This is a genomic window from Hymenobacter roseosalivarius DSM 11622 (assembly GCF_900176135.1).
GTDB classification, from domain to species: domain Bacteria; phylum Bacteroidota; class Bacteroidia; order Cytophagales; family Hymenobacteraceae; genus Hymenobacter; species Hymenobacter roseosalivarius.
The window spans coordinates 40,324-66,120 of sequence record NZ_FWWW01000064.1; the positions used below are offsets into that span (position 1 = coordinate 40,324).

The 25,797-nt window shown below is 54.0% G+C and carries 26 protein-coding genes; 12 read left to right on the forward strand and 14 right to left on the reverse strand.

Annotation, left to right across the window (positions count from 1 at the left end):
* Positions 1 to 80: 80 nt before the first annotated feature.
* Positions 81 to 614, reverse strand: coding sequence for a hypothetical protein (locus B9A24_RS09440; protein ID WP_084444962.1), 534 nt, complete (start codon positions 612 to 614; stop codon positions 81 to 83).
* 398 nt (positions 615 to 1,012) lie between these two features.
* Here B9A24_RS09440 and B9A24_RS09445 point away from each other — a divergent pair, with 398 nt between their 5' ends.
* The 4 genes from B9A24_RS09445 to B9A24_RS09460 are packed head-to-tail and all read left to right on the forward strand — an operon-like array spanning position 1,013 to position 4,581.
* Positions 1,013 to 1,540 carry an RNA polymerase sigma factor gene (locus tag B9A24_RS09445; RefSeq protein ID WP_234997156.1) on the forward strand — a complete coding sequence of 176 codons (528 nt, stop codon included), beginning with the start codon at positions 1,013 to 1,015 and terminating at the stop codon, positions 1,538 to 1,540.
* A complete protein-coding gene (locus B9A24_RS09450) occupies positions 1,537 to 2,235 on the forward strand; it encodes an anti-sigma factor (protein WP_084444966.1) in 699 nt (232 codons plus the stop codon). The genes B9A24_RS09445 and B9A24_RS09450 overlap by 4 nt, the downstream gene beginning before the upstream one ends.
* Positions 2,232 to 3,167 carry a DUF4097 family beta strand repeat-containing protein gene (locus B9A24_RS09455; protein WP_143434874.1) on the forward strand — a complete coding sequence of 312 codons (936 nt, stop codon included), beginning with the start codon at positions 2,232 to 2,234 and terminating at the stop codon, positions 3,165 to 3,167. The genes B9A24_RS09450 and B9A24_RS09455 overlap by 4 nt, the downstream gene beginning before the upstream one ends.
* A 22-nt stretch (positions 3,168 to 3,189) precedes the next feature.
* Positions 3,190 to 4,581, forward strand: a complete 1,392-nt coding sequence (locus B9A24_RS09460) for a hypothetical protein (protein WP_084444971.1) — start codon at positions 3,190 to 3,192, stop codon at positions 4,579 to 4,581.
* 142 nt (positions 4,582 to 4,723) lie between these two features.
* Here B9A24_RS09460 and B9A24_RS09465 read toward each other — a convergent pair whose 3' ends face one another.
* The 6 genes from B9A24_RS09465 to queA form a co-directional block, all read right to left on the reverse strand.
* Complete coding sequence (locus B9A24_RS09465) at positions 4,724 to 5,434, reverse strand: DUF4142 domain-containing protein (RefSeq protein WP_084444973.1); 711 nt, start codon at positions 5,432 to 5,434, stop codon at positions 4,724 to 4,726.
* Between the two features lie 150 nt (positions 5,435 to 5,584).
* On the reverse strand, positions 5,585 to 5,764 hold the full coding sequence (locus B9A24_RS09470; protein WP_084444975.1) for a hypothetical protein: 180 nt from the start codon (positions 5,762 to 5,764) through the stop codon (positions 5,585 to 5,587).
* Between the two features lie 89 nt (positions 5,765 to 5,853).
* Positions 5,854 to 6,435 (reverse strand): DUF4142 domain-containing protein, encoded by a 582-nt coding sequence (locus B9A24_RS09475; RefSeq protein WP_084444977.1) that lies wholly within the window; start codon positions 6,433 to 6,435, stop codon positions 5,854 to 5,856.
* Positions 6,436 to 6,670: 235 nt separating this feature from the next.
* Entirely contained in the window at positions 6,671 to 7,450 is a 780-nt protein-coding gene (locus tag B9A24_RS09480; protein WP_084444979.1) for an enoyl-CoA hydratase-related protein, read from the reverse strand.
* A gap of 66 nt (positions 7,451 to 7,516) precedes the next feature.
* On the reverse strand, positions 7,517 to 8,200 hold the full coding sequence (locus B9A24_RS09485) for a 2-C-methyl-D-erythritol 4-phosphate cytidylyltransferase (RefSeq protein ID WP_084444981.1): 684 nt from the start codon (positions 8,198 to 8,200) through the stop codon (positions 7,517 to 7,519).
* Between the two features lie 105 nt (positions 8,201 to 8,305).
* The gene (gene queA / locus B9A24_RS09490; RefSeq protein WP_084444983.1) at positions 8,306 to 9,355 is read right to left on the reverse strand and encodes a tRNA preQ1(34) S-adenosylmethionine ribosyltransferase-isomerase QueA; all 1,050 of its coding nucleotides are present in this window, start codon (positions 9,353 to 9,355) and stop codon (positions 8,306 to 8,308) included.
* Positions 9,356 to 9,541: 186 nt separating this feature from the next.
* Here queA and B9A24_RS09495 point away from each other — a divergent pair, with 186 nt between their 5' ends.
* The 3 genes from B9A24_RS09495 to B9A24_RS09505 all read left to right on the forward strand — a co-directional run bounded on the left by B9A24_RS09495 (position 9,542) and on the right by B9A24_RS09505 (position 13,117).
* Positions 9,542 to 10,807, forward strand: coding sequence for an ABC transporter permease (locus B9A24_RS09495; RefSeq protein ID WP_084444986.1), 1,266 nt, complete (start codon positions 9,542 to 9,544; stop codon positions 10,805 to 10,807).
* Between the two features lie 199 nt (positions 10,808 to 11,006).
* Positions 11,007 to 11,870 carry an LOG family protein gene (locus B9A24_RS09500; protein ID WP_084444988.1) on the forward strand — a complete coding sequence of 288 codons (864 nt, stop codon included), beginning with the start codon at positions 11,007 to 11,009 and terminating at the stop codon, positions 11,868 to 11,870.
* A 71-nt stretch (positions 11,871 to 11,941) separates the two neighbouring features.
* Positions 11,942 to 13,117, forward strand: a complete 1,176-nt coding sequence (locus B9A24_RS09505) for a lycopene cyclase family protein (protein WP_159452008.1) — start codon at positions 11,942 to 11,944, stop codon at positions 13,115 to 13,117.
* Positions 13,118 to 13,257: 140 nt separating this feature from the next.
* On the opposite strand, the gene B9A24_RS09510 is transcribed toward B9A24_RS09505, so the two are convergent.
* From B9A24_RS09510 to B9A24_RS09525, 4 genes are all read right to left on the reverse strand, one after another.
* Entirely contained in the window at positions 13,258 to 14,256 is a 999-nt protein-coding gene (locus tag B9A24_RS09510; RefSeq protein ID WP_084444992.1) for an acyltransferase family protein, read from the reverse strand.
* Between the two features lie 383 nt (positions 14,257 to 14,639).
* Positions 14,640 to 15,389, reverse strand: coding sequence for an ABC transporter ATP-binding protein (locus B9A24_RS09515; protein ID WP_084444994.1), 750 nt, complete (start codon positions 15,387 to 15,389; stop codon positions 14,640 to 14,642).
* Positions 15,390 to 15,474: 85 nt separating this feature from the next.
* Positions 15,475 to 15,696 (reverse strand): DUF2795 domain-containing protein, encoded by a 222-nt coding sequence (locus tag B9A24_RS09520; protein WP_019948259.1) that lies wholly within the window; start codon positions 15,694 to 15,696, stop codon positions 15,475 to 15,477.
* 141 nt (positions 15,697 to 15,837) lie between these two features.
* Positions 15,838 to 17,142, reverse strand: a complete 1,305-nt coding sequence (locus B9A24_RS09525) for a DUF349 domain-containing protein (protein ID WP_084444996.1) — start codon at positions 17,140 to 17,142, stop codon at positions 15,838 to 15,840.
* Between the two features lie 456 nt (positions 17,143 to 17,598).
* Between B9A24_RS09525 and ettA the strand changes: the two genes are divergently transcribed.
* Together ettA and B9A24_RS09535 are read left to right on the forward strand one after the other, a co-directional pair.
* Positions 17,599 to 19,260, forward strand: a complete 1,662-nt coding sequence (ettA, locus tag B9A24_RS09530) for an energy-dependent translational throttle protein EttA (RefSeq protein WP_084444998.1) — start codon at positions 17,599 to 17,601, stop codon at positions 19,258 to 19,260.
* Between the two features lie 151 nt (positions 19,261 to 19,411).
* Complete coding sequence (locus tag B9A24_RS09535; RefSeq protein WP_234997161.1) at positions 19,412 to 19,603, forward strand: hypothetical protein; 192 nt, start codon at positions 19,412 to 19,414, stop codon at positions 19,601 to 19,603.
* 167 nt (positions 19,604 to 19,770) lie between these two features.
* Here B9A24_RS09535 and B9A24_RS21650 read toward each other — a convergent pair whose 3' ends face one another.
* Positions 19,771 to 20,424 (reverse strand): hypothetical protein, encoded by a 654-nt coding sequence (locus B9A24_RS21650; RefSeq protein ID WP_159452009.1) that lies wholly within the window; start codon positions 20,422 to 20,424, stop codon positions 19,771 to 19,773.
* Between the two features lie 338 nt (positions 20,425 to 20,762).
* Positions 20,763 to 21,389: a helix-turn-helix transcriptional regulator gene (locus tag B9A24_RS09545; protein WP_084445004.1), complete on the reverse strand. Its 627-nt coding sequence runs from the start codon at positions 21,387 to 21,389 to the stop codon at positions 20,763 to 20,765.
* Positions 21,390 to 21,795: 406 nt separating this feature from the next.
* Between B9A24_RS09545 and B9A24_RS09550 the strand changes: the two genes are divergently transcribed.
* Together B9A24_RS09550 and B9A24_RS09555 are read left to right on the forward strand one after the other, a co-directional pair.
* Positions 21,796 to 22,914, forward strand: coding sequence for a PAS domain-containing sensor histidine kinase (locus B9A24_RS09550; protein WP_084445006.1), 1,119 nt, complete (start codon positions 21,796 to 21,798; stop codon positions 22,912 to 22,914).
* Between the two features lie 107 nt (positions 22,915 to 23,021).
* The gene (locus B9A24_RS09555) at positions 23,022 to 23,525 is read left to right on the forward strand and encodes a cupin domain-containing protein (RefSeq protein WP_084445008.1); all 504 of its coding nucleotides are present in this window, start codon (positions 23,022 to 23,024) and stop codon (positions 23,523 to 23,525) included.
* A 103-nt stretch (positions 23,526 to 23,628) separates the two neighbouring features.
* Here the strand turns inward: B9A24_RS09555 and B9A24_RS09560 are convergent, their stop codons facing one another.
* Complete coding sequence (locus B9A24_RS09560) at positions 23,629 to 24,828, reverse strand: acetate/propionate family kinase (RefSeq protein ID WP_084445010.1); 1,200 nt, start codon at positions 24,826 to 24,828, stop codon at positions 23,629 to 23,631.
* Positions 24,829 to 25,117: 289 nt separating this feature from the next.
* Between B9A24_RS09560 and B9A24_RS09565 the strand changes: the two genes are divergently transcribed.
* The coding region (locus B9A24_RS09565; RefSeq protein WP_084445012.1) for a DUF4393 domain-containing protein at positions 25,118 to 25,797 on the forward strand (680 nt) is incomplete at its 3' end.

The window sequence follows — 25,797 nt, forward strand, 5'->3', positions numbered from 1 at the left end:
AGCTGCTAACTATTGAGTTAAAAAAGCCCCCCAGTCAGTTCCTGGGGGGCTTTTTTAGCTACACATATAAAAATGTTGGCTTAATGCGATACCTCAGTTTGGGTAGCGACGAAGAGGGGCGTAGTGCGTCCGGCAACGGCTACATACGTGGTAGTCCCAGTAGACTTGCCGTCGGTTAATAGCTCACAAATTACCTGATAGCCTATTCCAGAGCCAGGCGGTGAGGCCTGCTCCTCCCAGATGGTGACCGTAATTTTCGGTCTGGTTACGTCAGCATAAGTGACAATGGAGGGCAGCTGCACTTCTTTGAGTGCAGAAGTTACCTCCTGCTCATGATGCTGGGTGTTGGCCTCCAGGAGTTTGTAAGCGGAATTTCCCTGTGGCACGACCCGCTCATAGTCTACCGTAATATTGGGGGAGATGGTCGGTAGCTGAAAAGTACTGTCTAACGCTTCAAGATGGTAGCGCACCGCGACGGTGTGCATTTTGAGTGGAGTTGCCACTACCCGCACGGGCTCGGTTGGCTGGGGGGCATTTTCTTCTTGGTCACAACTACTAGCCAGTAGGGCGAGGGCGGCAAATGCGAGGATCCGCAGAGTAGACAAAGGAAGCATAAGAGTAGGAGGAAAAAGAGTAAGAGAATGAGAAGTAAGTTCACAGCTCTGATCCTAGCTGTAGGTGTGCTTTCAAGGAAATGGCGTTACCGATGGATTCAGGGCGCAGTGACCGCCTAACAGGCATAATAGGCTTAGCTTCTAATCCACTTTCAAGCTGCTCGCTGGTATGCTAGAGTGGAGGCAACCGGAAGAATGGTTGGTCGGGCTCGAATAAATTTTTTTGGCGCCTCTACACCACCTGTATCCTGCACCTATGAATTCAGCAGTCTGCTGAGAGAGGCTAATACAGGCCAATGAACTGGTAGGAAAATATATTTTTCAACTCGACCAACCTTCTGGGGCCAGCTTTACACTTTAAGCCGAAGTTCAACTTAGCCGCCGCCGCTCCCTTGCTTTTGCCTCCCGAAGAACAGCGCTTATTGACCGCCTGCCTGACCCAGGATCGGCAGGCACAGTATCAGCTGTACCAACGCTACAAAACGGCTATGTTCTCCACGGCGCTGCGCATGCTGGGAGGCAACCGGGAAATAGCGCAGGATGCATTACAGGAAGCCTTTGTGGAAGTATTTCAGCACCTAGCCGACTTCCGGCAGCAGTCGACACTGGGTGCTTGGATTAAAACCATCGTGGTGCGGCGGGCGCTGCTTACCCTGCGGCGCGAGCAGCGCATGGAAGTGTACGACCAGGATCGCCACCCCGAACCTCTGGTGGCCTGGCACGACAACCTGACCGGCGAGGCCCTGGACAAAGCCATCGGCGAGCTGCCCGCGGGCTACCGGGCCGTGTTCTGCCTGATAGAAGTGGAAGGCTACGCCCACCGCGAAGTGGCCGAACTACTCGATATCACGGAAGGCACCAGCAAGTCGCAGCTCTACCACGCCAAGCGCCTGCTCCAACGCAAACTACATTACCTCTACGCATGAGCCAGACTCCCAAACTACCCGAGGCTGGTGGGCACAACCTACAACGAGCCCTCAACAGCCTACCCACTCACGAACCCGACCTGGACACGTGGCCCCAAATCGAGGGGCAGCTCGCGGCCGATGAAGCGTTTTCTGGCCTTGTTTCTACTCTCCCCGCGCACGAGCCCGACGACATCCTGTGGGATGCCATTGCTGCTCGCCTTAATGAGAACGCTCCGGCAACTGCTTCGCCTGTACCAGCGGAAGCGACGAAAGTCCGGCCCACGTGGCCTGCTTATACACTCCGCCGGGTAATGGCTATTGCGGCTAGTGTGCTGATACTTTTGGGGGTATGGTGGCAGCAACGACTGACTACAGAGCCAATGGCTGCTTCTGGCTTCCGCGAAACGGTGTCTTTCAGCGAGGAAGTAGTTGCTGCTCCGCTGCCTTCAGCAGTGCCTGTTTCGGAGGATCCGCTGGAGCAGGAAGGACAATCGTTTATTGATGCGCACTGTTCGTCGCTGCCCACGGTGTGCCAATCGGGGGAGTTCAAATCCTTGCGCACCCAGCTGACGGAGCTGGAAGAAGAGGAAAAACAGCTGCGTCAGGATGCCCGTCGCTTCGGCGAGTCGCCGGAGCTGCTGCGCCAACAGGCTCAGCTGATTAGCTTGAAAGCCACCGTCACCCGCGAACTGGTTCAACTCCTTATCTCATGATGTTCCTCTTTATTTCATCTCGAACATGGCCGCGCTTCGGGCTGCTGGCCCTGCTGCTGGGGTTGCTGGCGCCGGAGGCATGGGCCCAGCAAAAAGTACAGGTCGTGACGCGCACCCTGGAGCAAAGCTGGAATTGCCCCCCAGGCACGACAGTAAACATCCGGGCCGAAAAGGCGACGGTGCGCGTAAAGGGCTGGGATAAGCCAACGGTGCAGGTGGTGCTACGCCTAACCGCCCGCCACCCCGAGCGGGCCGTGGCCGAGCAGGACTTGCCCGTAGCCCAGTACCGCCTGCAGCAAAGCGGCAACACGCTCTATCTGCTCAACTTTTTCACGCTGCCCACCGGTGCCCCGGCCGTGCGCAGCGACTTACGAGCCGAATACACTGTGCTGATGCCCGCCGGCAATCCCATCCAGATAGTGAATACCTACGGTCAAACTGAGCTGACCGACCTCACAGGCCAGCAGGAGCTAGAGCAAAGCTTCGGCAAGATTGCCCTGCGCAACCTGCGTGGCACCCTCACCGTCACGGCCCGCTACACTGATCTGATGGCGAGTAACATACAAGCCAAATTTATTTGCAATGCCACCAAGTCGGCGGTGCAGTTGCAAGAGCTGGGGGGCAATTGTACCGTGAACAACTACTTCGGGAGTATTCGCCTTCAGCCCGCGGCTACGCTGAGCAAACTAACGGTAGTAGCCGACCGCACGGAAGTCATTATCAGCGCTCCGCAGCCCGAGCTATTCGCTTATCAGCTGGCCGTGCAGCAAGGCACGCTTACGGTACCACCGGCTTACGCGGCCAGCAAAAAAGGCTCTGCCAGCCGGGCCACGTTAACGGCCTCAAAAGCGGCGTCGGGGCGAGTGGTGCGCGTGACCACGTCCTACGCACCCCTGACTTTGCAAACCGAACCTCTCTCGCCTCAACTCTAATCCACAGTTGTATCCCACGTCCATGTCCTACTTGTATTCCTTTCGCAGCTTTCGACGCCTGCTTGGGGTAGGCCTGCTTGCCGCCACTTGTTTCCGGGCCAGCGCCCAAACTGCTCCCGACACCACCCGTCTGAGCTACGGCGAAGAAATAGTGGCAACGCCCGAGACCGACGTGCCGTTACGCGTGCAGCCGGAGGACCGCAGTTTATGGAAGCTAGGGCTAAACAACCTCACGGTGGGCAACAGCTTGCTTGGCTCCGACAAGTACTACACGCGCTACGGACTACACATAGCCTACGAGCGCCGACTCAAAACTCCGGCTTGGACAGTATTGGCCGAGGTGAGCCCCGCCATAACGCACTACCGCGCCGAGCCCAGTGCTGACCTGGTTCGGGGGTTGGGAGTACGCACCCAAGTGGCGGGTCGGTACTACTATAATATCGAGCGGCGCCTACGTTTGGGGAAGAACATCAGCAACTTCTCGGCTAACTACGTATCGGTGGCGCTGGGCGCGGGAACGGGTCTAGGCCGGCCCGCACGTGATACGCCCTATTACTTCCTCACCAATAATGAGCGGAGAGTAGCCGCAGACGTTGCGGTAGTATATGGGTTGCAGCGCCGGCTGGGGCGGTATGGTTTTATTGATGCAAATATTGGCGTAAGTAGCTTTCTGTCAACGCCAAAGCCAAAGCTGGCAATTAGCAATAGTCTTCGCATTGGCTTAGCAATCGGCTCCCAATCGGCTGCCAACTACTCGCCCCGAGTGGTGCCTGTTGATGAGGATGAATCCCTGCAGCCCAAGGCCTACGCGGGGTTTCTGCTCGGCGCTTACCTGTACCGCGTGCGCTACTCCGCGACCAATCCGTACCGGGGGGCAATTTCGCCTCCCAAGGCAGGAGTTGGCACTTATAACCAGGAAATATTAATGCCCTATGCCTATGCGGGCTACTACGTGCGGCCGCACCTGGCCGTGCAGGTAGGTATGCAACGGCAGCGGGAGGAGTTTCGCGGCAGCGCCACCGATTTTTCGGGGCTTTCCAGGGATAGTATTACTAACAAAAATGACCTTGCCTTGCCCGTTATGCTGCGCTATTCGCTCACGCGCTCCTTCCTGAAGCGGTGGCAGTTTGATGTGGTGGGCGGCGTGGTGCCCCACTGGTCATCAGTGCGTTTTCAGGAGCAAGAGTTTATCAACGAGCAGCTTACCAATGAAGTTGGCTTCCGGCGCAGTGCCTTTGGAATGCATGCTTCGGCGGGTTTACAAGCGAGCTACGGATTTGGCCGCCGGCGCCACTTGCAGGCCACCACGGAATGGGTGCTCACCAAGGATCTGCGCTCCAACTTCCAGAGCGGTGAATCCTTGCAATGGGGCTTCAGCTTCATTGGGCTACGCTACCGCTTTGGTTACCAGTAGCGGCTGGGCTGACATGGCGACCGCTGTACCTGAGTAGCAGGTAAGTGTCGGGCTGGCAGCCCAAAGCTTTTAAAGCAAAAAAGCCCCCCAGCAATGTCCTGGGGGGCTTTTTTGATGAAGTAACTCACCTAGCTCTTGCCGCTTACATCTTCATGTTAGCGTGCTGTTTCGACATATCTAAATGCTTCTGAATCACAGGCGTCGTTTTCGTAATGAAGCCTTGCAATTCCGTGTCCTTGGTCATGGCTTTGTGGGCCTGCATGGTATTGAGCGTCTTCTGGTGGTCGGTTACCATCTGCTGCATAAAACGCTGCTCCAGCTGCGGGCCCGACAACTGGCGCATTTGGGCGGCAAGAGCCTTGTGCTCGGGGTCCATGTCAGTAGGCAGAGTTACATTCTTCTTTTGGGCAATAGCCTTCAGATCCGCCGTCGACTTAGTATGATCAGTAATCATCATGTTGGCGTGGTCTTTCGCCATACCCGTCACGCCTTTTTCCAACACCAGGCGGCTCAGTTGAATCTCATTCTGGTCGCTGTGCGCGGCCGACTTCATAAACTCCGGGTCGTCTTTGTGCGGAGCCGTAGGGCCGTTCGGGTTAGCACTATTGGCGTTCATGCCGCTGGGAGCAGTGCCCGCCGCCGCCGCCGAACCTCCGGCCATTGTATCAGAAGGCATGGTGGCGGTAGCACTATCGGTGCCGCCGGTGGCGGCATTCATGTAGTTGTCACCGGCATTGCCTCCGGCCTCTTCCGAGTCAGTGGGCGTGTTGGTGGAGGCGGTTTTTTCGTTGCTGCAAGCACTGGTCGCTAGTAGCATACCTGCGCAAAACAGGCTTATGAGTGTACGTTTCATAGCGGTAGGAAAAGGATGGAATGGTTGAGCTTGTACTTTGAAAAAATTAGTCTGCCGCTAATCATCGACTTAGCAAGTCAGCGATTAACGGCAGAAAACAGTTGAGCAAAAGCTCGTAGCTGGTAGTGTACGGGCCAGAGTAGCCGAAGGTTAGTCGTTGTCGAGTTCTTCAACCGAGTCGGCATCGGCGGTGACAGTAGCGCCCGCTTCGTTGTCGATAACGGTAGCATCGGCTTGTACACCGCCCTGGGCGGCAGCCTCCTCCTGGCCGACTACGGCTTCGCCGGCGGTGCCATCAGTACGTTTTTCAGCATTGCCACAGCTTGCCAAAGACAACGCAGCGAAAAGGGTAAGAACAGAGAATAAGCGGTGTTTTGGGAAATGAAACATGGGTCAAAGTTCAGATGAGAGATGAAAAGTTAAGGTAAGTCTTCTAGTTGGTCTTCCACGACGCCCACTTCTTCCTGGTGCTGCTCAAGCGCGGGTAAAAATTTGGCGGCAAAGCCGCGAATGTCACCATCGTATGCGTCTTTGCTCATATCCTCGAACGCATCTATGTCGGTTTTGTGCGTCTCCAGCAGCATCTCTACATACCGCTTGTCGAATTGCGTACCGGTCAGGGCGCTTAGGTCGGCGTATTGCTTTTGCTGGTCGCTGCCAAGGCCGCTGGGCAGCATCAGGTTCTTTTGCTGCGCCAGGTTTCGCAACGCGGTGCTTACCTGGCCATGCTGTTGCACCAGGCGCTGGGCTAAGCTGCGGACCGCGGGAGTAGCTGATTTTTGCTGGGCCAGCTTGCTCATTTCCAACTCCAGCATGCCACTACTGGCGGCATTTACCATAAACTCCGCATCGCGCTCCTGCCGCTCAGTCACGGCGGCTTCCCCAATGCGCTTTTCGTTCTGAAACCTGGCTTCCGCTACCGGGTCTTTTTGGCTGGCATCGGGCGAGCAGGCCCCTAACAAAACGCAGCATCCGAACAGCAGAAAACGGGCAGAAGCCATATCACACAAACAGTTAGAAGAGTTGAAAATAAGCTATTGCCTATACGGGAGCCTAAGCAGGTGGTTATCGGAGGGCGCTGGAATGCAGTTGATTGCAGAGAATAAATCGAAGACAGGGGGCTTTTTCCGATGGTAGCGCGGCGCGCAACACGCTCGCGCTGTCTCAAAGCAAAACCGCCACCTTGCCGTAAGGTGGCGCTTTCAGCAAGCTAAACTTGCCGCTTGCTTACCAGAATTAAGCCCCCCGGAACTGCGGCTTGCGCTTCTCCAGAAACGCTTGCACGCCCTCCTGATAATCATCCGACTCGCCCGCAATCTGTTGGCAGTACGCTTCGTAGTCCAGCATTTCATCGAGAGTCGAGGCGCTGGCTTTGTTGAGCATTTGCTTAATCAGGCCAATAGATTTGGTGGGTGCCGCGGCATAGCGCGCTGCCAGCGCATAAGTCACCTCATCGAGCTGCTCGGGCGCCACTACCTGGTTTACCAATCCCAGCCGCAACGCCTCATCAGCCGATACCTTGGAGCCCAGCGTACAGAGCTCAAATGCCTTCAGCGTGCCTACCAGGCGTGGTAGGAAGAACGAGGAGCCCGAATCCGGCACCAGCCCGATATTGATGAATACCTCAATCAGCGAGGCGTCGGTGGAGGCAATCAGCGCGTCGCAGGCCAGCGCCAAGGAGCAGCCGGCGCCGGCCGCTACTCCATTCAGCCGCCCGATAATAGGCTTCGGCAGCGCACGCATAGCCCGAATAATAGGGTTGTAGCGCTTGTGCAGAGAATCATAAAAAGACCGTTTCTCTTCACCCTGCGCTGCTTTCAAATCTTGCCCGGAGCAAAAGGCCCGCCCGGCGCCGGTAAGCACCACGGCCCGCACCGCGGCATCACGCGCTACTTGCTTCAGGGCATCCTGCAGCTCATAGCTCTGCGGGTCGTTGAAGGCGTTGAATACATCGGGCCGGTTGAGGGTAATGGTCGCAACACCGTCGCGCACGTCGTAGAGCAGGCAGGTATACATAGTATAGTAGAGAAAACCGGGGGAATAAAAGAGTAGGGCGAAAGTAGCGCGGAACGGATTTCCGCGCTACTGACTACGCAGAATAGCTTCGGCCAGCAGCATATCCTCCCGAGTCGTGATTTTAAGGTTGCGATAGTCGCCCTCTACCAGATGAATGGGGTGCAGGTCTTCCACCACGCTTGCGTCATCGGTGAAAGTAGGCAGCTCGGGCAGTCTATAAGCTCGTCGCAGTAGCTCCAGCTCAAAGCATTGGGGAGTCTGAACCAAGCGCAGGTGGGAGCGGTCGATGGCGTAGGAACCTTCTTTGGATAGGCCGCGCACCGAGTCTTTGGGCGCTACGGCGGCTATGGCCGCGCCGTGCTCAGCAGCGGCAGCATACGTATTCTCAATAACCGCCGCCGACACGAGCGGCCGCACGCCATCATGCACGGCTACAATGCCTTCGGTAAAAGCGGCCAGATGTTTCAGGCCATTACGTACCGAAGCCCAGCGGGAATGCCCACCACCCACCACCGCGTGCGGAATCGAAACCTGATGCCGGGTGCAGAGGTGGTGCCACGTATCGAACTGATCGGGGGGCAAAACCACCACGAATTGCTGCACGCCCAGGCTGCTTGCGGCAAAGCGGCGCAGGGTATGCAGCAGTACTGGCTTCCCAAGCAATTCCAGGAACTGCTTCGGCTGACCAGCGCCCATGCGCGTGCCGCTGCCGCCAGCCACAAGTATAGCAAACCGATTTGGAGACGACATGAGAAGTGAAATGGTGAGAGGTGAAATGGGGAAATAGAAAGCCCGGCTACCAAAGGTAGCCGGGCAACATGGGAGGTAAGAAGAACAACTTCACAATTTCACCACTTACAGAATCAGCATAGCGTCGCCGTAGCTGAAGAAGCGGTACTTCTCTTTGATGGCTACCTTGTAGGCCTCCGCCAATAGATCATAGCCAGCAAAGGCAGCCGTCATCATCATCAGCGTGCTCTCCGGCGTGTGGAAGTTGGTGAGCAGGGTATTAGCGATTTTGAACTCGTACGGAGGGAAAATAAACCGGTCGGTCCAGCCCTGGTTGGCTTTCAGACGATTGTGCGCCGATACCGACGACTCCAAAGCCCGCATGGTAGTAGTACCTACCGAGCAAACGCGATTTTTAGCATCCAACGCCTTATTTACAACAGTGGCAGCCTCTGCGGGCACGATAAAGTTCTCCGAGTCCATCTTGTGCTTGGTCAGGTCTTCCACATCCACGGGACGGAAAGTGCCCAAACCAACGTGCAACGTGACAGCGGTAGTTTCTACTCCTTTGATTTCCAGGCGCTTCAATACCTCGCGAGTAAAGTGCAGACCCGCCGAAGGAGCGGCCACCGCGCCAATGTGCTTAGCGTAAATGGTCTGATAGCGCTCTTTGTCGGCTGGCTCCGCATCGCGGGTGATAGCCTCGCGGGGCAGGGGCGTTTCGCCTAAGTCGTGCAGAGCTTTGTAAAACTCATCGTCGGGCCCATCAAACAAAAACTTGATGGTACGGCCCCGGGACGTGGTATTGTCGATAACCTCGGCCACCATGTCGCTTTCGCCGAAGTACAATTTGTTGCCCACTCGGATTTTACGGGCCGGATCAACCAGCACGTCCCACAGGTGGCTTTCCTTGTTCAGCTCGCGCAGCAAAAAAACTTCAATTTTGGCTCCCGTCTTTTCTTTATTGCCATACAGACGCGCCGGAAACACCTTCGTGTCATTCATCACGAATACGTCGCCGTCGGAGAAGTATTCGATGATATCTTTGAAAATACGGTGTTCGATTTTGCCAGTATCACGGTGTAGTACCATCAGGCGCGACTCGTCGCGGTTTTTGGCCGGGTGCTGCGCCAGCAGGTTCTCGGGCAGGTCAAATTTAAACTCGGACAGTTTCATGGTCGGATATGGGCAATAGGAGGGGAAGCTAACAAAAATTTTAGGGGGCAAAAGTACGTAGAATGGCCGGATTAATCGTTATTTTTCGCCCAGAGTGGAGGGTGAAGTGGTGAAATGTGAAGTTGTGAACAGGCGGAGCATTACCATTTTACCCTTTGGCCCTTCACAATTTCACCCATTCACATTATGCTCGCCCTGCGCCTGACTCTGGAAAGCTTCCGCTTCGCGTGGCAAGCTCTCAAATCCAACCTGCTGCGCACCATTCTCTCGTTGCTGGGCGTCACGGTGGGCATATTTGCCATTATTGCCGTTTTCACCGTCGTCGATTCATTGGAATCCAACATCCGGCAAAGCATGGATTTTCTGGGTGAAAAGGTGATTTACGTCGGCAAGTGGCCTTGGAAATTCGAACCTAATCAGCCCTGGTGGAAGTACTTTAACCGCCCCGTGCCCACCCAGCGCGAATTTCGGACTATTGAGCGTACGCTCGACCCCAATAGCCATATGGGTATGGCCATCGTGGCTAACACAGGCGGAAACACGTTGAAAGCGGGTACTAACAGTCTCACCGACTGCAATTTGCAGGGCGTAAGCTATGAATTTCAGCAGGTTTCGAAAGTCCCCATTGCTGAAGGCCGCTACTTTACCCCCCAGGAAATGGACCTCTCCCGCAACGTAGCCATTGTGGGGGCCGACATTGCCGAAAACCTGTTTGGCGGCGGTTCCGCCCTGGGCCGCGAGTTCACGGCCCGTGGGCGAAAGTTTACCGTGATTGGGGTGATGAAAAAAGAAGGCAAAAAGCTGATTGATACGCCCAGCAATGATGCTAATTGTCTGATTACCTTCGGCATGTTCAGCCAGATCTTTGCCATCAATAACGGCAGCGGAAGGAGCGGGGTAACGCCCAGCATTATTGTAAAAGGCCGCGAAGACGATCAGAACCTCACCAATCTGGAGTCGGAGCTGCAGGGAGCGCTGCGTAATATTCGGGGGCTCAAACCCCGGGAGGAAGACAATTTTGCCCTGAATCGGCCCGAAATGTTTGGGGAGCTTATCTCCAAGCTGTTTTCGGTGATTGGGGTGGCTGGTGCCGTTATTGGCAGCTTCGCCATGCTGGTGGGAGGCTTTGGTATCGCCAACATTATGTTCGTGTCGGTGAAGGAGCGCACCAACATTATTGGCATTCAGAAGTCGCTGGGAGCTAAAAACTACTTTATCCTGTTTCAGTTTCTGTTCGAAGCCATCTTTTTGTGTTTGATCGGCGGCGCGGCCGGTATTTTCCTGGTCTTTCTGATCACGCTGGTCCCGCAGGAATCTTTGCCCTTGTTTCTCTCGGCCGGCAACGTGACGTTGGGGCTCACCGTATCGGTGGTCATCGGTATCCTGGCCGGTATTATTCCGGCGGTGCTGGCTTCCAACCTCGATCCGGTTATTGCCATCCGCTCGAAGTAAAGCAGCCACAGGAAGTAAGCCCCTCCCCTTGCACAATAGAGTCAAACCCCTATCTTGCACGCCCCGGTTTTGGGTGGAGGGCATTTGCGCGTTTTGGTCGCTAGGCTTCTAATTATTTCTCTTTTTATCTTTAAAACAGGCCCGCGGCACCAAAAAGTGCTTCCTAATTCCCATAAGCGGGCTCAAAAGCGCAGTACCAATGACTAAGCTTAAAAAAACCAGTCGGACCAAAGTCCACGACGAAAACCTGAATGCAGGTAGCGGGCAGACCATCAGTCAGCCCAATGTGAATGACAACAAAGTAACTTCCATCAGTGAAATTCGGGAGCAAACGAGCGGACAGCGCACTCTGCAGCTCGATGACGAGCAGCGCATCCGCCGCGCGTTCGTTGATAAGGACTGGAATGAGATTAAGATTGCCGACTCCTGGCAGATCTTCAAGGTAATGGCCGAGTTCGTAGAGGGCTTTGAGAAGATGAGCAAAATCGGCCCCTGCGTGTCTATTTTCGGCTCGGCCCGCACCAAGCCCGAGAATCCGTATTACAAGATGGCCGAGGAAATCGCGGCCAAGCTCGTGCGCCATGGCTACGGCGTAATCACGGGCGGCGGACCTGGCATCATGGAAGCCGGCAACAAAGGCGCACGCGCCGAGGGTGGCCGCTCAGTAGGCCTCAACATTGAGCTACCATTCGAGCAGTTTCACAACATCTATATCGATCCCGATAAGATTATCAACTTCGATTACTTCTTTGTGCGCAAGGTGATGTTCGTGAAGTACGCGCAGGGCTTCATCGGGATGCCCGGCGGCTTCGGTACCCTGGACGAGCTTTTTGAGGCCATCACACTGATTCAAACCAAGAAAATCGGGCGCTTCCCCATCGTGCTGGTCGGCTCTCGCTATTGGGAAGGCATGTTTAAGTGGATTGAGGAAGTGATGCTGCACGAGGAGCACAACATCTCGGCTGAGGATATGCAATTGGTGCAAATCGTGGATGATGCTGCATCGGCCGTTAAAATCATTGACGATTTCTATTCCAAGTACCTGCTGTCGCCCAACTTCTAATCCAGAAACAAGCTCAGGTATTAAGCCGTTATTTGAACCGGCGACGGAGATGTTTCCGTCGCCGGTTTTTTGTGTCCGTGCAAGCTGATTTTGATTATTTGATAGCGGGAGGCGGAGCCGCTGGCCTGAGCTTCGCGTATGCCGTGGCCCAAGAGCCTCGCCTGTGCGACAAGCGCGTGCTATTGCTGGAACCAGCCGCCAAAGACCAGAATGACCGCACCTGGTCATTCTGGGCCGACGAGCCGTTGCCTTTCGATAGTATTGTGGCCCACGAGTGGCAGCAGCTGGCCTTTCGCAGTCCGGGCTTCGAGCAGGTTTTTCCGCTCAGCCGGCACCGCTATAAGATGATTCGGGGGCTGGACTTTTATCAATTTGTACACGCCGCGCTGGCCGCCAATCCACAGTTTACATTGGTGCGCGCCACTGTTGAGAGTCTCGAAAATTTGCCCCCCAGCGGTGTGGTAGCCCATACATCAGCCGGGAAGTTTACGGCCCGCTACGCCTTCGATAGTCGCCCGCCAGCTATGCACAAGCGGCCCGATAAGCACCGCTACCTACTTCAGCATTTTGTAGGCTGGGAAGTGGAAACCGAGCAGGCTGTATTCGACCCGGAAACCGTGGAGTTTATGGATTTTCGGGGGGCGCAATACCAAGAGCCGCGCTTTATGTATGTGCTCCCTTTCAGTCCGCGCCGGGCACTGGTAGAGTACACGCTGTTCTCAGGCGAGCTGCTGCCTAAAGCCGCCTACGAGGCTGCCATACACGACTATCTAATCACCACGCTCAGCGTGCGGCAGTACCGCATAGAGTCAGAAGAGGTGGGAGCCATTCCGATGACGGATCATCGGCTACCCGCCCGGCGGGGGGCAAATATCATCAATCTGGGCACGCGCGCCGGGCGGGCGAAGCCGAGTACGGGCTACGCCTTTAACCGTATTCAGGCGCATACGGCCCGCCTCGTGGCCAGCTTGGCCGCCACCGGTGCCCCACCCGCCGATCTTACCGGCGACCAGTGGCAATTTCGCCTCTTCGACACCTTGCTGCTCGATATCATGCAGCGCCAGGGAGAAACCACCCGCGACATCTTCACCGAGCTGTTTCAGCACAACCCAGTGGAGCGCATCTTCGACTTTTTGGATGAGCGTACCTCTTGGGTCGAAAACTTTCAGGTGATGAACTCGGTCACGCCGTGGCCATTTTTACGCTCCATTGGACAGGTGTTGCGGGGTCAGCCAGGGCGACGTTAATCTACGCGCTGATTCTTAAAAGAGGCTTTAAATGATAAAGTAACCCCTGCTCTTTTCCTAATTCTCTTTGTCAATCAATACGTGCTATCGTTTGCGGGATTTGCGCCTAATGTGTATTAAAATATTTACTTTTATATAGTTTATATATTTACAATTTTGTAAACCTTGCCTATCATCTTTTGATAATAAATCGAGATCATATAAGTTGTTATTAAAGCTACGGTAATGACTGCAAGCATTGGTATTCTGTCGAGATAAATTTTCGCGAGGAATAGAATTATTATATGTAATAAGTAGAGAGAGAATGATATAGATCCTGTAAAAATAAAAAATCTGTTTATCTTATCAATATTTAACTTGTAGACCCAAATAGCTATTGAAGAATAGCCAATTAAAGAAGGAAGGTCATTTATCATTTTTCCTACGTAACCACCTTTGATAGCTAAAGTGCCATATAGTATACAGTTTAGGACACCTATTAATAAAATATGGATGGGCTTAATGTCAAAATTTATTTTATAATCATTCTTAAAAAGCTTACTAGCTATGACCATGCCTAAGGCAAATTCCCACAGATATTGCAGAAAAAAACTTTGCCATATTCTTTCCGCTTCCTTACCTAAGGACACGACTATCACAATCCAAACCAAGCTTATTACGGAGCATATGATTATAAAATATTTTGTGCTTAATCTTTCTGCCAGAAATGCTATCGCATAGAAAGCAATATAAAATTGTAATATCATCGAAACGAACCATAACTGGTATCCATAGGAAGACATAATACTCTCATCAAACATCTTATATAAAAAAATATGCCCCCCAAGAGTATAGAGAGAGTTTTTATAAATAGGAATGAAAATCGAAATTATAGCTATGATGAGTATAGCTATAATATAAGGCACATATACTTTGACAACCCTTTTCTTAAGAAAATTAAAATAAGTTAACGGTTTATTCAAGTGGGATAGGTACATGCCTAGCCCAGATAGCAAGATGAATAAATGGACACCAGCCCCTCCAAAAAGTATAAGATTATCGAAGGGACTTGGGAGATTAAGTTCTTGTGAGAAATGGTAAATAATTATAGTAAAAATCGAATAGCCTTTAAGGAATTCAATAATTTCAAGTCGTTTCATTACCGGGGTATTTATTGTTCGTTACTTGAGTAAGCGCCACTAATTTAATTGTGTGCCACCGACATGTGCGTAATCTGAATTAAAATGATGAATAACAAACATACAAAACCTGCCTTCCAATAACAAGCTTTTGTAATATCTTCGGAATATGCAAATAAGAAAAACGAAATAAGCAACCGATTTTATTTGTCTTTTTCATCACTCAAACATCAGTTTACTCCTCCACTATACGCCAATGATAGAATGGAGTCTAATACTTTATGTATACCCTTGCCATTTCTCATATATCGATAAAAAGGTCTGCTGGTCACGCCAGGGTTTAGTTGATATCCTAATTGGCGGCTACTATAAAAGTAATCAAGTAGCACTTCTAGGAAAACGAGCTACGGAATAAGCTCAGCCCGCAGGCTTCCTTCGCTTTCCAAATACGCTTTTGCCCCCCACACGCTTTCCGGTGTCAGCACCTCTAACTCTGGCTTGGGCAGCGACAAATTCAGCAGATAGCCACGTAGGGGGGGCAAATTGTCGAGGTCGTGGGTGATGCAGAGCACGGTTTTGCCGGCCTCCAGTACCCAGCTTTGCAACAAATCGAACACGCGGCGGCGGTAATACACGTCGAGCTGTTGGGTGGGCTCGTCGAGCAGGTAAAGCTGAGCGTCTTGCAGAGCCAGCTGAGCCAGCCACACCAGTTGCTGCTCCCCGCCGGAGAGCAGAGTGAAGTCGCGGTAGGCGAGATAGGCGGCGCCCACGCGGGCCAGGGCCTCATCAGCCTGGGTATAATCGTCAGGTCCGTAGGCGCTCAGGAAGCGCTGGTGGCGGAAGCGGCCCATTACCACCAGTTCGCGCACTTCAATTGAAAAGCTGACGGTGTTGCGCTGAGGCAGGTGCGCCAGTAAGCCGCTGGCGGCTGGCTGGCGCTCCGTGCGCAGATCGTGGCCAAATACGTGTACGCTGCCCTGATACGGTAAACGCCCGGTGAGTGCTCTGAACAGGGTACTTTTGCCGCAACCATTGTGCCCCACGATGGCTACAAAAGCCGGTGTGGGCACGCACAAAAAAAGATTGCGGAGCAGAACACGCTGTTCATACCCCGCAACCAGATTTTCTATGTGGAGAGGTGAGAAGTGAGACATGAGAATCGTTGAATATATGACCAGCCTACTCAGCTAATCAGACCAAAATACTCACCTGTCACTTCTCGGTACCCACTTCTGCTACCTAGTACTCGTCTTCATTAAACATGAAGTCTTCCTTGGTCGGGTAGTCCGGCCATACTTCTTCGATATTCTCGTAGGGTTGGCCGTCATCTTCCAATGCCTGCAGGTTCTCCACCACCTCCATCGGGGCACCCGAGCGGATGGAGTAATCAATCAGTTCATCCTTGGTGGCGGGCCAGGGGGCATCTTCCAGATAGGAAGCAAGTTCCAGAGTCCAATACATAATGGTGTGCTACAAAAAAAGTGGGCAAAAAGAAGTTATAAGAAGGCAGTGAGCAAAAACCCGGCCGACGGAAAATGCCTGCCAAAGCGGCGCAACGGCGTTTGCTTCCCGACAACGTAAAACGCAGGCGAAGGTTTAAAGTTAAGCAGCTAAGCGCTGCCGCAGCAGTTCGATAAGATCGGTTTTTGTGCGGATTTTTCTTTCAAACCCCCGGATTTTGCCCTCCAGCATATTGCGGAAAGTTTCGTTGCCAGGCGAGTCGCTGAGCTTGCCCAGGTTCTCCTGTAGCACTTCCTGCTCCTGCTTATCATACTTGATAAAGTCGCGCAGGGCCTGCACGCGGGCGTTGATGCGGTCTTCGGCCGAGCCCGACTCCTGGCCGTTGGGCTGGCGCTTGCGGATAAAGTGCTCCAGGGCGCTCATCTCAAACACCTTATCGCAGGCCATGATGAATTGCTCCCATACCCGGTCCGACTCTTCGCCGCGTACCGGACCCACCTTTTTCCAGGCCGCCTGCAACTCTTTGGCCCGCGCCACCGCCGCCGACATTGGCTGGTTGAGAAGAGCTGCGGCCTCGGCTACCAAAGCGCGCTTGCGGCTCAGGTTATCGTCCATGTAGCCATCTTTGGCGTCCACGCGCTTCGTGCTGATATGCTCCTTGAGGCGGTCGAAAAAGTGGTTGTGAGCGGCCCGGAAGCGTGTCCATAACTCATTAGCCTGCTTGCGGGGCAAGGAGCCGCCCACTTCTTTCCAGTCTTGTTGCAATTGCTTGAGCTGGCGGGTAGTCTCTTCGTAGTCTTCGGAGTTCTGGATGGCCTCCGACTTGCGAATCAGGTCGCGGTACTTATCCAACACGCGGTTCGACATGGCCTTTTTATCGGCCAGAAAGTCCTTTTTGCGCACGAAAAACTGATCCACGGCTTCGCGGAAGCGGTTTTCGAGCTCTTCGGTGAGGTGTTTCTCGACGGGACCAGTCTTTATCCAGGCCTGGCGCAACTCCTGCAGCTTCTCGCCAGCTGCCTGCCAGTCGATGCTGTCGCGCAGGGCTTCAGCCTCCTGAATCAGGCTGATCTTGGTGTTCAGATTCTTCTCGCGGTTGCGAGCTACGGTCACTTTAATGCCTTCCTCGGCCTCGGTAAGGCGGTGATGCAGACTCTCAAAGTCGCCCAGCGCATCGTAGGAGGCCATCTGCTCCTTCAGGTGCAGGGCCTTCATCAGAAAAGAACCTTTATTCTCCGATTCCTCAATCTTGGCCAGTAGCTCTTCTACCTTGGCCCGAAAGCTCTCGAAGCGCTGAGCAAAGTACTGAAGCGAAGCATCCTCGGATTCTTTGACCTGCCCAACCTGACGGGCCGGCCAATCCATAAACGAGCGTAGCCACACTTGGTCGCCCTCGACATAGCCGTAGCGCCGGGCTTCGGCCAGCAGGTGATCTTGTGGTTCCATACTAATGATAATATTAACGCGAAAGCGGCTAGGTGGTGGGATCGGAAGGGTAAAGAAGCGGGTTTAGCTGACTACAAGTTTACGGGATGGCGAGCACATTCGCTGCCTCTGAAACCCTGGGTTTAAACGGCGGAAACTTAGGGCTGCCTGCCTACCTTTGGGAAGTCCGCCGCGTTAGCCGGGGTTATCTGAGCCGAACGTAAGCCACCGCCGCAAGGTTAGGTCGCGAGTCGGGTAGCTAAGTTGAAACGGATGAATTGACTTAAGAGCTTATCTAGCAGAACGTCAGGCAGAGCGACAGCGGAGCATCTCGCGGGCTGACGTCTGATTAGTAATCCTACTACCGCGAGCGAGATGCTTTGCTCTGCCTGACGAGCTGGAGCTGACCTACAAAAAAGCCCCCAACCCCCACCTTATAGTCTATCACTCCTAAAAAAGCCCCCCAACCTAACTACCATGAGCGAAACGATCATCTTCTCGATGGCCGGCGTGACCAAAGTGTATCCGCCCCAGAAACAGGTTCTCAAGAACATCTACCTCTCGTTTTTCTACGGGGCCAAAATCGGCGTGCTCGGTCTGAACGGCTCAGGCAAGTCCTCGCTGCTCAAGGTCATTGCCGGCGTGGACAAGCAGATTCAGGGCGAAGTGGTGTTCTCCCCTGGCTACTCGGTAGGCTATCTGGAGCAGGAGCCCCAGCTCGACCCCACCAAAACGGTGATGGAAGTTGTGCAGGAAGGCGCCGCCGAAACGGTGGCTTTGCTCAAGGAATTCGACGAGATAAATGAAGCCTTCGGGGCCGAAGACGCTGACTTCGACAAGCTGCTGGAGCGTCAGGGCACCGTGCAGGAGCGCCTCGACCAGCTCGATGCCTGGAACCTGGACTCCAAGTTGGAGCGCGCCATGGACGCCCTACGCACCCCCGACGGCGACGCCATTGTCGGCAACCTCTCGGGGGGCGAAAAGCGCCGTGTGGCCCTCTGCCGCCTGCTCCTGCAAGAGCCCGACGTGCTACTGCTGGATGAGCCCACCAACCACCTCGACGCCGAAAGCGTGCTGTGGCTGGAGCAGCACTTGCAGCAGTACAAAGGCACCGTGATAGCCGTGACGCACGACCGCTACTTCCTCGACAACGTGGCCGGCTGGATTCTGGAGCTGGACCGCGGCGAGGGTATTCCGTGGAAAGGCAACTACTCATCGTGGCTGGAGCAGAAGTCGAACCGCCTGGCCCAGGAGGAAAAAACCGAGAGCAAGCGCCAGAAAACCTTGCAGCGCGAGCTGGAGTGGGTGCGCATGTCGCCCAAAGCCCGCCAGGCCAAGAGCAAGGCCCGCGTGGCCGGCTACGACAAGCTGGTGAGCGCCGACGTGAAGGAGAAAGAGCAGAAGCTGGAGCTGTTCATCCCCGATGGCCCGCGCCTGGGCGGGCAGGTCATTGAAGCCCATCATCTGGCCAAAGCTTTCGGTGACAAGCTCCTGTTCGAGGACCTGAGCTTTTCCTTGCCCCAGGGCGGCATCGTGGGCATCATCGGGCCGAACGGGGCCGGTAAGTCTACTTTATTCCGATTAATTACCGATCAGCTGAAAGCCGACGCGGGCACCTTCGAGGTCGGTCCCACGGTGCAGACGGCCTACGTGGACCAGCAGCACGAAACCCTGGACCCCAACAAATCGGTGTTCGAGACGATTTCGGGCGGCACCGAAACCATGCTGCTGGCCGGCCGGCCGGTGAATGCCCGCGCCTACGTGAGCAACTTCAACTTCCGCGGCGGCGACCAGGAAAAGAAAGTTGGCAGCCTCTCGGGCGGGGAGCGCAACCGGGTGCATCTGGCCACCACGCTCAAGCAGGGGGCAAATCTGCTGCTCCTCGACGAGCCCACCAATGATCTGGACGTGAACGCTATCCGGGCCCTGGAAGACGCGCTGGAAAACTTCGCCGGCTGCGCCGTTATCATCAGCCACGACCGCTGGTTTCTGGACCGGCTGGCTACCCACATTCTGGCCTTTGAGGGTAACTCGGAAGTGGTCTGGTTTGAGGGTAACTTCTCGGATTATGAAGAAGCCAAGAAGAAGCGCCTGGGCGATGTAGAGCCGAAGCGCGTGCGATATAAGAAGCTGGGGTAACTGTCTGCTTCATTGATATAAGCCAACAAGCCGCTGGGGCCTCCAGCGGCTTGTTGGCTTTTCAACCATCTAACCCCAGGTTAGCTTCTAAAGCCGTTGGAAGCCCCTAGCCGAGCAGCACCGCACCGTGGCGAAGCTGGCTGGACAGCTCATGCAGCACTGCGAGGCCCTGGAGCAGCGCATCCGCGAGAGTGCCAGCCTGGCCGGGCAGCTGCTGCAAACGGCCCTGCGCGAGGCCCTGGCCCCGCCGGCGGGCGCGGCGGTAGCGGCCGAAGCGGAGCCCGCGCCGCGCCCGCACCGGGCGTTTGCGCCCGGCCAGCAGCTGCCGATGGAAGGCTGGTAGCGTGAAATGTGGTCGTAAAAAAGCCCCCCAGCGCCGTATGGAGGCGTCTGGGGAGCTTTTTTTGTGAGAAATGCAATAAATGTCGTAAGATCTTTAAGGTCAAGTAAGTGTATATGTTAGACGCAATTTGGCCTCATCGAAATAGTCGATAATACTTGGTAAACTATTTATTTCTTCTCGTCATTAGATTTAATAAATTGATACCCGATACCAACTGCAAACCAGCGCTTTCCATTGTAAATCCACCTGTTGCCAGTCTCTCCGCTTACTTTATCGTCACCTATAAATAATCTAGCCTGCACATTATCAAATTCTAATACCAGTCCGATAGCTTTTGTAATTGCTGCTAAGTCTCTGCTTTTTCTCTCAAATCCTTGGGTAGTAGCACTATCTACGTTGGCATTTGCCAAGCCATAAACACCCATAATGCTTAAATAATGAGGATAGTATCTTGATATTCTAAATCGTGCTCCTAGTGAAGGTCCAATAGTTGAACTGCTCGAAAAAGAAGCCGCATATTTCTGAGTGTCCCTAGTGACCGAGCTTCGGCTTTTAAAAGGAATGATGATTGTTCCAAAGGCTGGTTGAGCTATGGGAATATACTTCGGCCGGCTATAAGTCATAGCGTACCGCTTCCTGAGAGTTCCTTCCTTCAAGTCAGAGGCTTTAAAGCAAAACAGCATTCCACTATCCTCTGAGCTAATTGTTGTAGGTTTTTCTGCATCAGACACATCTCCTTCCTTCTCAATTTTTATTATCCTAACTACCTGAATACTAACTAGGTTTTTGTCATCTACTGGGTTTCCAACTTTAGCCAACACTATACCTGCGCGGCATATTCGCTTATTAGTAGTCTTTGCAACGCCAACTTATAAATCGTAGGGGTAGAGGATTATGTCATCAAAAGCTTCGTAATCATATTTCTACGAGAAGACGGTAATACTAGCCAGCAGGATAAGGGCGACAACGGAAGTGAGTAGACGGAGAGGGGAAGTAGTAGGCATTGGTCGAAAGAATGTTAAAATCACATTAGTCTCTAGCTCATATCCTTCGCAACATTAGCTCTACACCAGTTAGTACAACTAACCACAGCGCTAGTATATGATGATGTAAATCTTCACTAGTGAAATCATTAACACCTCCGTACCACCACTGAATTTTATGCCGCCACCCAGCCCTCGCGCACGGCCTGCACTACCAGTCCCACCAGCGTCTTGGCCCCCGCTTTTTGCAGCAAGGCCCGCCGGTGGCTTTCCACGGTGCGCACGCTCAAAAACAGGCGGTCGGCAATTTCCTGGTTGCAGCAGTCGGCGACTACCAGGCGCAGTACGTCTAGCTCGCGGCGGCTAAAGGGTGTAGGGGGCGCCACACGCCGACTCGGTGGCCCGGAGGAAAAGCCGGTAGGACCGGACTGACTCAGGAGGCCCTCAACACATTTGATAACCTCCGTGGGTGTAGCGTGGCGCGGCAGCAAGCAGTAGCCCGTGTGGGCCAGGCAGTGGCGCACGGCGGCTGACTGGCGCCGCCCGGTAAGCAGCAGCAGTGGCTGGCGGCTGCCGTGGGCGCGCAACTGTAGCAGCTGGGGCAGCAGGCTGGCACCGTCGGCCGTGGCGTCGGCAATGACCAGGGTGAAGCGCTGCTGAGCCAGCAGGTCCAGGAGCTGGTCGGGGGCGGGCAGGACGCGAATGCTGAGTGCCGGCCAGGTTTCGCGCAGCATCGCGGTCAGACCCAGGCGGTACACCGTGGGGGGAGCGGCCACTAGTACCACCCCTGAAGATATGGTCATATACTTTGCTAGTTTAATTCATGGATAACGATGAAGTGGGGTAGCAAAAGGTGGGTAGGAGGTAGCGCGGGTCTTATTATATAAGTAGTTGAATATACGGAGATTAACTAAGTAAACCAAATCCTTTGTATCAAAAAAGGTAAAATTCATAATGGAATGATTAAATTATAAGCACTGGCTATCTACTGGCTTATGCCGCGAGCAGCATTTGGAATACCGCTGCTGGCTGGTTCCGCTACGGCTGCTTTTGCCCCCAAGGCTTCTCAAGCAATGAGGTAGTATATTTTGGTGTCCGCCTCCGCAAGCCTTATCTTCTTGGTAACTTCGGCCGCCCTCGTCCGGAGCACCAACTAAAGCGGTGACCGCCGTTTAACCTAGTTGTTCGCCCTTCTACTGCTACACCTCCATGCTTGACCCAGTACCGTTTTTTCAGGACTTAGTGGAAGATCTCCACCAGGTTTTCTTCGTGTATGACCCCGCCGCTAACGAAGTAGTATTTGTTAATGCGGCCTACGAGCGCCTGCTGGGCGGGCACCGCGAGCAGGTGAATCAGGAGTTGCCCCAACTCATGGCCCGGCTGCACCCCGATGACCTTCCCTACGTAGCTAATTGCTGGCGGCGCTGGCAGCGTGGCCGGCTGGAAGAAAAGGAAATTGAGTTTCGCCTGCTCAACTCCGATGGTACGGAGCAATGGTTTTGCCTGACGCCTCACTGCCAACAAGCTAGTGCTGAGCAGAGCTTGCTGGGGGGCTTTTTGGACGAGGTTACCGGCCAGAAAGAGTATATGACCAACGTGGACAAGTTCAACGCCAAGAAAAACGCTACCCTCGAAATCCTCTCCCACGACCTGGCGGGGCCGTTTATCATGTTGCAGCAGCTGTCCGAATACATGGGCGAGCAAATTGGGTCATTGCAGAATGAGCACCTCAATGAGATGATCCGCATCATGCAGACCACCTGCAAGGAAAGCATTGACCTCATCCGCGACTTCGTGGACCAGGAGTTTCTGGACTCGGCCAACGTGGAGCTTAAGATGGAGCGGGTCGATATTGTAGCGCGCATGCGGCAAATGATGGAAAGCTATAAGCAATCAGAGGGGGTCGTATCGAAGCGCTTCCAGCTAATTGCCCCCCAGCAGTCTGTATACGTCAGCCTGGATGTGAATAAGTTTATGCAGGTGCTCAACAACCTGTTATCGAATGCCCTCAAGTTTACCCCCGATGGCGGCCATATTATCCTAACCGTGGCTGAGCAAGCCGGCTGTGTGCGCTTCAGCGTAGCCGACGACGGTATTGGCATTCCGCGGAACCTGCAGGAAGGGTTATTTGAGCGTTTTACCAAGGCTCGCCGGCCGGGTTTGCGGGGTGAGAAAACGACTGGCTTAGGTATGTCCATCATCAAAACCATCGTGGGGCTGCATAAAGGCCATGTTTGGTTTGAGAGTGAAGAGGGCAAAGGCAGTACTTTCTACCTAGAGCTGCCGCTGGATCTGGCCTCGCGGCCTAATGGGCAGTTGAAGCACTAGATACTTTGCTCCTGGCGGGGCCGCGTGCGCTGCTCGTGGAGTGGAAGCGGTATATTATTTGAAGTCAGATATACATCTCATACTCTTGCCCCTTACTTACTTCTGCAATGCATACAGACTCTCAAAAACAGTCCCTTTTTCAACAAACTGAGCAACAGCTCCGGGAGCAGGGCTTTGCTATCGATAAGCAAGACCAGTCGCGCCCGTGGGGGGGCTTTTTTGTCATTAATGAAGAGCAGGCCCAGGCCTTTGCCGATGCCTATTTTGATGGGGTGGCCGTGGAAGACCTGCGCATTTCGGGCAAGCTGAGCCCTAAAATCCTGATTGTGGCGCCCCAAAAGCGGCTTTCGTGGCAGTATCATCACCGCCGCGCCGAGGTATGGAAAGTGCTGCAAGGCCCCGTAGGCGTAGTGACGAGCAACACCGATAAAGAAGGCGAGCTAAAAACCTACGCTCCCGGTCAGCTGATTACCTTAAGGCAAGGGGAGCGTCATCGGTTAGTCGGCCTCGACGACTGGGGCGTATTGGCCGAAATCTGGCAGCACACGGATGCCACCCAGCCCTCCGATGAAGACGATATCGTGCGCGTGCAGGATGATTTTGGGCGGTAGAATACCAGCTTGATACAAGCCGAAAACGCGGCCGGAATAGTTTCCGGCCGCGTTTTTTATGCGATGCTCCAAGAGCAGCTTGCGCTTCTAAGGAGAAGTAGAATCAGGCAGTCAGCAACTCCGCGCACTGCCGGGCAATGGCCAGCTCCTCATTGGTGGGCACCACCAGAATCTTCACCCGCGCTTCCGCCTGATTTATTTCGCGCAACTCCTTGGTGCACTCCTCATTGCGGGTTTCACCGAGGTGAAGGCCCAGAAACTCCAGGTTTCGGCAGACCAGGGCGCGAATCCGGGCATCATTCTCGCCCACGCCGGCCGTGAATACCACCGCATCGAGGCCATTGAGCACGGCGGCGTAGGCCCCGATATATTTCTGAATGCGGTAGGCGTAGAGGTCGTAGGCCAGCTCGGCGGCGGGGTCGCCGGCCAGCAGGGCTTTGGTAATGTCGCGCATGTCGCTGAAGCCAGTAAGGCCCAGCATACCGCTGTTTTTGTTGAGCAACGTTTGCACCTGGACCGGCTCATAGCCGCGTTCCTGTATCAGGTGGAAAATAACCGACGGATCAAGGTCGCCGGAGCGCGTGCCCATCACCAGGCCACTGAGCGGCCCAAAACCCATACTGGTATCCACAGATTTGCCCCCCAGCACGGCCGCCATGCTACAGCCATTGCCCAAATGAATGGTAATGATTTTGGCCGTTGGGTTGCCCAGATAAGTGGCGGCTTGAGCGGCTACGTACTGGTGACTGGTGCCGTGAAAACCGTAGGCCCGAATGCCGAACTCGGAGTAGAGCGAAGTGGGCAGGGCGTAGCGGAAGGCCTTGGGGGGCAAAGTCTGATGAAAAGCCGTATCAAACACCGCTACTTGTCGGGCCTGCGGAAACAAGCTTTCGGCCACCTCAATGCCCAGATAATTGGCCGGATTGTGCAGGGGCGCCAGGGAAAAAAGCCGCTTGATTTCAGCTTTCACCGCCGGCGTAATAAGCGTGGTGGCAGCAAACGCTTCGCCCCCGTGCACCACCCGATGCCCCACTACGTGCACTTCCTGCGGGTCACGGAGCACGCCCTGCTCAGGGTCAGTCAGCAGGCGCACTACTTCCCGCAGCCCGGCCGCGTGGTCGGGGATGGGCAGGCTGCGCTGGCTGACCTGCTCTTGCTCGGCGGTGAATACTTTATGGGTGATGGTGGCATCAGCCAAGCCGATGCGCTCGAGCAGACCGCTGCACACGGGCTGCTCGACGGGCCAGCGAAACAGCTGATACTTGATGGAGCTGCTACCGGAGTTGATGACGAAGATGTACATAGGCAGGTCTCACCCCCCGGCCCCCTCTCCAAAAGAGAGGGGGAGCCACGGCGGCGCGGAATAGTTATGGTTAGAGCGGTTTCGGAGTCAGTGTACGGCAGGGTTGTAGCGCGGACTTTTAGTCCGCTAGGCAGAGCGCTACCTAACTCGCGGACTAAAAGTCCGCGCTACTGTACAGCCACTCCGAAACCGCTGTAAGTTGCGGGCTAAGGCTGGATTGATGACATTCGTACAATGTTGTTAATGACGGCAACAAAGATGTTGGCAAACATTTTCAAAGCCCCGATAAATGATAGACCCGGATTCAGCTAATAAGATAATCGATGAAACTTCAAAGCTTGCACCAGAAGTTTACAAAGATTTGGCTAAGCCTGCTGTTCAAGAAGTAGGGACCGTTGCGGGTAGAACTGCTAAGGCTCTTTTGTCTCCATTAAGAGGCCTGTTGTGGGGGTGGGAGCAAATTGAAAAAATCGTTGAAGAAGGCGTTAAGAAAAGGTTTGAGAAAATTCCGGAAGAGAGAAGGAAAACCCCTGACCCCGAAATTGCAGTGCCATTAATTCAAGCCCTTGGATATACAGCGCAAAATGAGACTTTGAGGGAAATGTACTTGAATTTGTTGGCAAACTCTATGGATAAAACTAAGGAGAAGGATGTGCACCCCTCTTTTGTGGAGCTTATAAAACAAATGAACAGCTTAGATGCAAAAGTCTTTGAAAAACTATCAGAAGAGATTGGATATCAGCAAATTGTCAATCCAGCGGTGGAATTAAAAAATCAAGGAAAATTTTTAACTAAAGCAACTCCCGACTGGTTTATTGGTTGGACTATTGAAGGTTATGATCCATTTGATGTTTCGGCAAGCTTTGTCAGGTTAAGTAAATTTGGATTGATTGAGCTTATGCTCTATAGGACGGTTGGAGAAGAAAATTATGACAAGCTTAAAAATGATAAGTATTTGTTAGAAATTTT